The following is a 7,139-nucleotide window of genomic DNA, read 5'->3' on the forward strand; positions in this document are numbered from 1 at the left end:
ACACGAGGGATAGCTACACTTGGGCAGCGTGACTAATCCAGTTGATCTGCACCGTGAATGGAACGACCTCGCGCAGGAAGTGCGCCGCCACCGCAATCTGTACTACAACGGTGAGCCGGCTATTCCCGACGCCGACTTTGATGCACTCTTTCAGCGCCTTCTTGCGCTAGAAGAAGAGCACCCAGAGCTTGCCGTGCCTGATTCGCCCACCCAGCAGGTAGGCGCCGCTCCGAGCGGCGGCGAAGATATTGAGCACCTTGAGCGCATGATGAGCTTGGACAATGTTTTTAGCGCTGGCGAGATGCAGGATTGGTTGGATAGAACTCCGGCACAAACTTATCTCACCGAGCTGAAGATTGATGGTTTGTCTATCGACTTGGTTTATCGTGATGGGCGCTTGACCACCGCCGCGACTCGTGGCGACGGCACGGTGGGCGAGGAGATTACTGCCAATGCCCGCGTAATCGAGGATATTCCGCATGAGCTTACGGGAACTGCTGAATACCCTGTCCCGGCGCTTATCGAGATCCGCGGCGAGGTATATATGCGACCCGAAGACTTCGGGGAGATTAATGAGGAACGCGCGGCTGATGGCAAGGATAAATTTGCCAACCCGCGCAATGCCGCGGCTGGTGGACTTCGCATGAAGGATCCCGCCGAGGTGAAAAAGCGCCGCCTGAAAATGGTGTGCCACGGCTTGGGTGCGCGCGAGGGATTCTCGCCCAGCTCACAGCACGATGCCTATAAGGCGATTGCGGCTTGGGGGCTACCCGTTTCCCCGTATACCAAGCAGGTGCACTCGGCCAAAGAGGTTCAGGAAGAGGTGGCGCATTGGGCAGAACACCGCCACGACGCCATCTTTGAAATGGACGGACTCGTAGTCAAGGTGGATGATTTGGCTTCGCAGCGCGCACTTGGTTCGACTTCCCGCGCGCCGCGCTGGGCCATTGCCTATAAGTATCCGCCGGAAGAAGTGACCACGAAACTCAAGAATATTGAGGTGGGGGTAGGCCGTACTGGGCGAGTAACGCCTTTCGCCATTATGGAGCCGGTCTTTGTCTCCGGTTCCACGGTGTCTATGGCAACCCTGCACAACCAATCCGAGGTCAAGCGCAAGGGCGTGCTCATCGGGGATACCGTCATTATCCGCAAGGCGGGCGAAATTATTCCGGAGGTCCTTGGGCCGGTGCGCGAGCAGCGCGATGGCAGCGAGTATGAGTGGACCTTCCCAGAGAACTGTCCCGCGTGTGGTACGAAATTGGCCCCGCAGAAGGACGGCGACGCCGATTGGCGTTGCCCCAATACACAGTCCTGTCCGGCGCAGCTCTCGGCACGATTGGAGTATCTGGCTTCTCGCAAGGCGCTGGATATTGAGGCTTTGGGCGAGAAGGGCGCGATGGATCTGATCGACAACGGCATTCTCGTCGATGAATCGGAGCTTTTTGAGCTCACTGCGGAAAAGCTTTTGTCCTCAGATGTCTATACCGCAAAGAAGGACACCAAAGACAAGCGCTCTAAGAGGGAGGGCAACGTCAAGGTCAACACGGCAGGCCAGAACTTGCTAAACAACTTGGAGGAGGTCAAGGGTCGCGACTTTTGGCGCGTCTTGGTCTCGCTGTCTATACGTCACGTGGGCCCGATTGCGGCTCGGGCGCTTGCTTCCCGCTATGGATCCATGGACAAGCTGCGCGCCGCAAAGACAGACGAGCTTGCTGAGGTCGATGGCGTGGGCATGACCATCGCGCAATCCTTCCACGATTGGTTCGAGGTGGATTGGCATCGCGCGATTGTGGACAAATGGGCTGCTGCGGGCGTGGCCATGGAGGTAGCGGCCGAGGATCACAAGGAGCAGACCCTCGAGGGCCTTACCATTGTGGTTACCGGCAGCTTGGAGAACTTCACCAGGGATTCCGCGAAAGAGGCTATTGTTTCTCGCGGCGGCAAGGCCACCGGTTCGGTGTCGAAGAAAACCTCGTACCTCGTTGCCGGCGAAAATGCTGGCTCGAAGGAGGATAAGGCTCGCGAGCTGGACATCCCGATTCTCAGCGAAGCGCAATTCCAGCAACTACTAGAAACCGGCGAAGCCTAATTTGCTGTTGTTATTTGAGGAAGCTGCCCAAGATGGTGCCGATATGTCCTAGGTGCTCCACCTCGGAGGCGAGGTAATCAGGGCCACCGGTGCGGCCCATGGCGATAACTAGGCCGGTATCGCCCAATGGGGCGGCGGCCAAGGCGGAATCGAGAAGCGACCAACTTTCCGGAATCCATGCATCGCGCTCGGGGCTGAGCACGCGCGCGCTTTCAACCTCGATATCGTGCGGCACGGTTCCATCATCTTCGGGGGCGGCGTTGGAGGAGGCAACTCGGTGGATGGGCTCGTTATTGTCGATGACGATTGCCCATGTCGAGGTCAACGCCCTTGGGATCGCAGCAACTACTTCTTCCATGGCCGCAGTGACATTGGTGGCATGAGCTACGCGCGCGAGCAGCTCAATCTGGCCGCGGCGGTCTACTCGGCCGCTAAACGGGCGGATGGAGTCAATTTCCACGCCGTCCACGGAAGAGGCGGCGGTGATAAGGACATCGGCCATGGCGCCTTGGGGCAGTTCAATGACGATGTCATCCATGACCGTTCCGTCGGGGAAGTTTTCTACGATGTCGACTGACTGGATATTGCCGTCGACGAGTCCAAAGGCGTCGGCAAGCTGGCCCAAGCTGCCAGGGGAATCGGGGAGCAGTACACGGATCAAAAAGGACATGGTCTCGCACGCTTTCGGTTGTTTGTAGTCCCGAACATGATACGTGCGTCACAATGGCGGCTTCAAGCAACGCAAATTTGGGGTGACGCGGCAGCCGTCGCGGTAGGTGCAGTACCATGGGTCGTTAGCAATTCACATAGTACATGCTTAGTGTGAATATTTTTCACGGGCATGTCGATTATGCAGATAAAGGATGGAGTTCGCGTGTCTGAGATTTCGCGTGATGAGGTAGCCCACCTCGCCAAGCTTTCCCGCCTGGCCCTCAGCGAGGAAGAGCTAGCCCAGTTTGCAACGCAGATTGATGAAATTGTTGATTCCGTTTCCGCGGTAGGAAACGTGGATACCGAGGGTGTGGAGCCGATGAGTCACCCGCACTCCGTGGACGCCCCGATGCGCGAGGACGTTATTGTGCGCACCCTTACTGCAGAACAGGCCTTGGACCAGGCGCCGGCCGTAGAAGATGAGCGCTTCGTCGTGCCACAGATTTTGGGAGGAGAATAAATGTCTAACCTGACCGTTCCTGCGGAGGGCTTGACCTCCCTGACCGCCGCCGAGCTGGCGGAAAAGATTCATTCCCGTGAAATTACCTCCCGCGAGGTCACCCAGGCCTTCCTGGATCGCATTGCAGAGACCAATGAGGAACTTAACTCCTTCCTGCACGTGGGTGCGGAAGAAGCCCTCGCGGCTGCCGACGCCGTGGATAAGGCCCTCGATGCCGGCGAAGAGCCTGCCTCTGGTCTGGCAGGCGTGCCGCTGGCTCTGAAGGACTTGCTCGTTACCACCGATGCGCCAACCACGGCGGCGTCCAAGATGCTGGAAGGCTACGTTTCTCCCTACGACGCCACCGTGACCAAGCGTCTGCGCGAGGCCGGAATTCCCATCCTGGGCAAGACCAACCTGGATGAGTTTGCCATGGGTTCTTCCAATGAAAACTCCGCCTTTGGCCCAGCGCATAACCCTTATGACACGGAGCGCACCCCGGGCGGCTCGGGCGGCGGTACCGCCGCTGCACTTGCTTCCGGCCAGGCGCCGCTTGGCATCGGTACCGATACCGGCGGCTCTATCCGCCAGCCAGCCGCGCTGACCAATACTGTGGGTGTTAAGCCAACCTACGGCACCGTGTCCCGCTACGGCCTTATTGCTGCTGCATCTTCCCTGGATCAGGCCGGCCCCTGTGGCCGCACCGTCCTGGATACCGCGCTGCTACACGAGGTCATCGCCGGCCACGATGCCTTCGATGCGACCTCCGTGGATAAGCCGGTAGCACCGGTTGTCGCCGCCGCCCGCGAAGGTGCCAAGGGCGACCTCTCTGGTGTCAAGGTGGGCCTCATCAAGCAGTTTGAGCGCGATGGCTGGCAGGAAGGCGTGATGGAGAATTACCACGCCGCCGTCGATCAGCTGCGCGAGCAGGGTGCCGAAATTGTTGAGGTTGATTGCCCGCACTTTGATGACGCCCTGGCGGCGTACTACCTGATCATGCCGTGTGAGGTCTCGTCCAACCTGGCACGTTTCGATGGCATGCGCTATGGCCTGCGTGCGGGCGATGACGGCTCCCACTCCGCGGAGCAGGTCATGTCCCAGTCTCGTGCGGAGGGCTTTGGCCCCGAGGTAAAGCGCCGCATCATGCTGGGCACCTATGCGCTGTCCGTGGGCTACTACGACGCCTACTACCTGCAGGCGCAGCGCGTGCGTACCCTTATTGCGCAGGACTTTGCCCGTGCCTTCGAGCAGGTTGACGTGCTCGTTTCCCCGACTACCCCGACCACCGCATTCAAGCTGGGGGAGAAGGCCGAGGATCCCATGGCAATGTACAACTTTGACCTGTGTACGCTGCCGCTGAACCTGGCCGGCCTGTGCGGCATGTCCGTGCCGTCCGGTTTGGCTAGCGATACCAACCTGCCGACTGGCCTGCAGATCATGGCGCCGGCCTTCGAGGATGACCGCCTCTATAAGGTGGGCGCTGCCTATGAGGCTGGCCGCGATAAGTAAATCGCTGCCTGTGGAGTCCCTGACGATTCCATAAGGGTTTCTTTACCCCCGTTGAATTTAAATTCGGCGGGGGTAAATTATTGGGTATGCATTTCAAAAAGACCGCACTACTTTCGCTGTCCGCCGCTGCGCTGATGGGCGCTGGAGCTGCCAACGCTGCGCAGGTCCCCGACATCGATCCGGGGTTTAGCATGACAGCGCCGACTCAGTCTGACCTGATTTCTCCGCTCCCGGAGGGAGCAGAGAAGCTGGAGCCTCACATTGAAGGACAGACCATCACCGGCGAGCTCCACTCCGTTAAGGAAGATGGCAAGCTGAGCGTCACCTTTGCCAAGGACCGCACCTTGGCGGTCAATGATGGCTGCAATACCTACACCACTACCTACGAGGTGGCCAAGGACGGCACCATCAGCGTGGGCGAGTTCAATTCCACCCGCGCGGCCTGCGACGAGCATACGCAGCAGCTTTCCGACGCCCTTCGCGGCCTCCTCGAATCCAACCCCTCCTTCTATAACCTCCCCGGCGGCACCGTTGCCTTGGGTAGCGAGAATGCTGCGGTTGAGTTCACGGTAGCCAAGTAGAAACTAGCGACACGCAGGATAAAAGTATGCGCACCATGTCTAGGGACGTGGTGCGCATTTGTGTGGGTGGGGACTATTTGGCGTCGGAAAGCGCATAAGCCGCGCCCGCCGAAGCCGCGGTGACGCTGAGTACTGCCGGCCACGCTCCGATCTTCTTGGCCAGCGGGTGGGAGGCGCCGAATGCACCCACGTAGAGCGCGCACAGGCCGGCGGTGGTAGCCGGGGTGGTTTTCTTGGCCCAAGAGCGACCCGCCCATACACCGGCAGCGGCGAGGATCACGCCACCCAGCGGGCGAATGCCGGTCTCGCGGGCCGTGACCCAGCCACCGATGAGGCCGAGGGTGACGGTGGTGGCGGTAGAAACGTCTTGGGGCTTTTTAATATCGATCATGGACATGCAGCCAGTCTAGGTCGATATTTCTCGGCCCGCTAGACTCTAAGGCCATGACTGTGGAGACGCATCTGCCGCCCGAGCGCCAAGCATGGCGCGCCATGTTTGCACTGTCCCTCGGATTCTTTGTATCCCTGCTGGACCAATCCATGGTGGCGGTGGCGCTTCCTGACCTGCAACGCGAATTGAACGCAGGGGTAAACCACACCATGTGGGTATCCGCGGCCTATTTGTTGGCTGTTGTGGTGCCGCTGCTCTTTGCCGGCCGCTTAGGCGATGTTTTAGGCCAGCGCCGGATGTTCTGTTTGGGCGTGGGCATTTTCGGGCTGGGAGCAGTGGCGTGTGCCGTGGCTCCCACAGTGGAAGTGCTCATTGCGGCGCGTGCCGTGCAAGGCGTGGGTGCGTCCCTCCAGATGCCACAGGCCATGTCCGTTATCAATCGCATCTTTGCACGTGAGCGCCGTGGGCGCGCACTGGGTGTGTGGGGCGTCATCGGCTCGGTAGCGGCACTTGCCGGTCCACTCGCTGGTGGCTTTCTGGTCGGGCACTTCGGGTGGCAGGCCGCCTTTTGGGTACACGTTCCCTTCGTGGTGCTAGCCATTGTCTTCGCGCTGTTGTGGGTGCCTGAGCTGCCCACGACCGCGCAGTCTATCGATGCGCCCTCGGCCATTGTTTCGCTCATCGCCTTGGCGGCAATCGTCTTTGGTATTCAGCAGGGCCCGGTGCTTGGCTGGGGATGGACCATTTGGCTGATCCTGCTCGCCGGAGTTGCCGCTAGCGTCTGGTTTGTGCGATTGCAGGCTACTGCCGAATCTCGCGGGGCCAGCCCACTGGTGCCGCTGGCGCTATTTAGTGACCGCAATTACCTGGCGGGCTCGGTAGGCATCATCGCAATGGGGTTTATGGCGGCCGCGGTGATGCTCCCCATTATGTTGTGGCTGCAGACCATGCAGGGAGTGCCTGCGGGCGAAGCCGGCATCATCGTGGCTCCCATGGCGCTGGTATCCCTCCTGATATCCCCGCTCGCCGGAATCATGGCGGACTATGTTAATCCGCGGATCCTGGGGGTGTTGGGATTTTCCATCCTGATACTTTCGCTCCTTGCGGCATGGTGGGTCATGCAGGTCGACGCCCTTCCGTGGGTCCTCGGTCTGCCCATTGCCGGGCTCGGCGTGGGACAGTCCTTCATTTGGGGTTCCAACGCAGCTACCACCTTGCGCGATATCTCGCCGGAGCTTATGGGCGCTGCCTCCGGTGTGTATAACACCTCCCGCCAGGTGGGTTCCGTGGTGGGAGTTGCCCTGGTATCCGCAGTTATGCAAACGGGTAACCCAGAGGCGGCAATTATTAATTCGCTGCTCGTCATCGTGGCTGCGCTGGTGGTTGGCCTGGTTTCTGCCCTAGGTTTTAGGGACACTC

General features: G+C 59.9%; 7 protein-coding genes. 5 read left to right on the forward strand and 2 right to left on the reverse strand.

The window, feature by feature from the left end; all coding sequences use genetic code 11:
- Positions 1-28: 28 nt before the first annotated feature.
- Positions 29-2,089, forward strand: coding sequence for an NAD-dependent DNA ligase LigA (gene ligA, locus QKD99_RS04190; RefSeq protein ID WP_347950795.1), 2,061 nt, complete (start codon positions 29-31; stop codon positions 2,087-2,089).
- Between the two features lie 10 nt (positions 2,090-2,099).
- On the opposite strand, the gene QKD99_RS04195 is transcribed toward ligA, so the two are convergent.
- Positions 2,100-2,759, reverse strand: coding sequence for an amino acid-binding ACT domain protein (locus tag QKD99_RS04195; RefSeq protein WP_225747070.1), 660 nt, complete (start codon positions 2,757-2,759; stop codon positions 2,100-2,102).
- A gap of 204 nt (positions 2,760-2,963) precedes the next feature.
- Between QKD99_RS04195 and gatC the strand changes: the two genes are divergently transcribed.
- From gatC to QKD99_RS04210, 3 genes are all read left to right on the forward strand, one after another.
- A complete protein-coding gene (gene gatC / locus QKD99_RS04200) occupies positions 2,964-3,260 on the forward strand; it encodes an Asp-tRNA(Asn)/Glu-tRNA(Gln) amidotransferase subunit GatC (protein ID WP_005327681.1) in 297 nt (98 codons plus the stop codon).
- Entirely contained in the window at positions 3,261-4,748 is a 1,488-nt protein-coding gene (gene gatA / locus QKD99_RS04205) for an Asp-tRNA(Asn)/Glu-tRNA(Gln) amidotransferase subunit GatA (protein WP_284766254.1), read from the forward strand.
- 86 nt (positions 4,749-4,834) lie between these two features.
- Positions 4,835-5,329 carry an META domain-containing protein gene (locus QKD99_RS04210; protein ID WP_347950796.1) on the forward strand — a complete coding sequence of 165 codons (495 nt, stop codon included), beginning with the start codon at positions 4,835-4,837 and terminating at the stop codon, positions 5,327-5,329.
- A gap of 73 nt (positions 5,330-5,402) precedes the next feature.
- On the opposite strand, the gene QKD99_RS04215 is transcribed toward QKD99_RS04210, so the two are convergent.
- Positions 5,403-5,726 carry a hypothetical protein gene (locus QKD99_RS04215; protein WP_005323344.1) on the reverse strand — a complete coding sequence of 108 codons (324 nt, stop codon included), beginning with the start codon at positions 5,724-5,726 and terminating at the stop codon, positions 5,403-5,405.
- Positions 5,727-5,773: 47 nt separating this feature from the next.
- Between QKD99_RS04215 and QKD99_RS04220 the strand changes: the two genes are divergently transcribed.
- The coding region (locus QKD99_RS04220) for an MFS transporter (protein ID WP_347950797.1) at positions 5,774-7,139 on the forward strand (1,366 nt) is incomplete at its 3' end.

Origin of the sequence: Corynebacterium sp. c3Ub_189, from assembly GCF_039907195.1 — a bacterium.
In the GTDB taxonomy this organism is placed as follows: Bacteria; Actinomycetota; Actinomycetes; order Mycobacteriales; family Mycobacteriaceae; genus Corynebacterium.

Coding starts and splice junctions, on each gene's coding strand:
- gatA (WP_284766254.1), top strand. CDS start 3,261: ATGTCTAACCTGACCGTTCCTGCGGAGGGCTTGACCTCCCTGACCGCC.
- QKD99_RS04210 (WP_347950796.1), top strand. CDS start 4,835: ATGCATTTCAAAAAGACCGCACTACTTTCGCTGTCCGCCGCTGCGCTG.
- QKD99_RS04195 (WP_225747070.1), bottom strand. CDS start 2,759: ATGTCCTTTTTGATCCGTGTACTGCTCCCCGATTCCCCTGGCAGCTTG.
- QKD99_RS04215 (WP_005323344.1), bottom strand. CDS start 5,726: ATGTCCATGATCGATATTAAAAAGCCCCAAGACGTTTCTACCGCCACC.